Genomic DNA, 1,212 nt, shown 5'->3' on the forward strand with positions numbered 1-1,212 from the left:
AAATTGTTATTGTTTTCTTGAATCAATAATTTGATTCATTCATTTAGCGAAAATTTGGAGAATACATCTCATGGCTAACATCAAAATCAACGAGATCAAAAACACGGTGACTGACGAAATTATCGAGCTTCGCACCGATGCTTCTAACGATAGTCAAGAAAGCATCACTGCTTTTAAAACTTTACGCCAAGTGGTAGGTGGTCGTTGTCGATGGCTTACGAGATAATAACAAAATACAGAGATTGATCGGTATTTTATCGTTCTCTCTTTTTGATTTCTACGATAGTTCAACAAGTCAAGATACTCCGTTGACTATCGTGGAAATACTAACCAGATAAAGAAGATCGCATTTCTTGAGAATATGTATGCTATTTTTAAACGATTTTCCGATCACTTGGAGCCATCGTCCTTATTTCGATCTTAGTCCCTATCAATCTGGCGCTCGGCATATTCAGGGAATTGACTATAGTTATCGAAATCTTGTCTCCGAAGTACGAGGTGTCGATACATCATCTGTTACCCCGGTTGCTCTCGTTCACCCCGCTTCTTTTCGAGAGCAATTGATTCGAGAGACTGGTCTTTTTCAATACCCAATTAACGATCCTCTCACCCTCCCCGATGAGTTGAGAACCGAACGTTGGAGAGTTCTTTGCGAGCATTTAGAGCATTATCGTGAGCTTTCACCCGCTACTCAAGTAAAAACGGTCGATCTATTATCGAGTTTATGCTTTCATGAAGCGATTACTCGCTATATTCCCGCAATTAGCGATGAAAACATTGGCAGAGACCCCACGTTCGCTAGATTAGCTTACAGCCTGGCGATGTCTAAAATCCTTTGTCAAGAAGATATTGGTACATCAGAAAATCTCGAAGATTTTCAACGAATCTTTCAATACGCTTCTAAAGAAAGCCTGGTGGCTTTCGGGGCAGCCGTAGAATTAATCGTTTTGCAGGCTACTGCCTTTCAAGATATAGCCGCAGTCGCCTATTGGCGAGAAGTAGCCAAGGAGGCACTCCATCACGTCGAACCTTCCCTCGATCGTTTCGATTTTAAACATTTAACCAGTGTTTTCCAGCGTGCGGCTGTTTTCGCTCCACTTCTGCGGGGTGAACGAGAAACGGTTGTCCGTGAAATGGATATCTGTCAATCCCTGGCGGAAGAACTAACCCGCGAGTGTAAAAACGAGAGCGAACGACTTTCCGCCTACGACA

The 1,212-nt window shown here is 42.7% G+C and carries 1 protein-coding gene and 1 pseudogene; both read left to right on the plus strand.

Translation table 11 applies throughout. The annotated features are described in order from the left end of the window. The first annotated feature begins 70 nt into the window (after positions 1–70). Positions 71–226 carry a hypothetical protein gene (locus PX481_RS20050; RefSeq protein ID WP_288095638.1) on the plus strand — a complete coding sequence of 52 codons (156 nt, stop codon included), beginning with the start codon at positions 71–73 and terminating at the stop codon, positions 224–226. Between the two features lie 139 nt (positions 227–365). Continuing rightward, a pseudogene (locus tag PX481_RS20055) lies at positions 366–1,212 on the plus strand (tetratricopeptide repeat protein); the annotation flags it as partial.

The organism is Microcystis sp. M53603_WE2 (assembly GCF_030065435.1).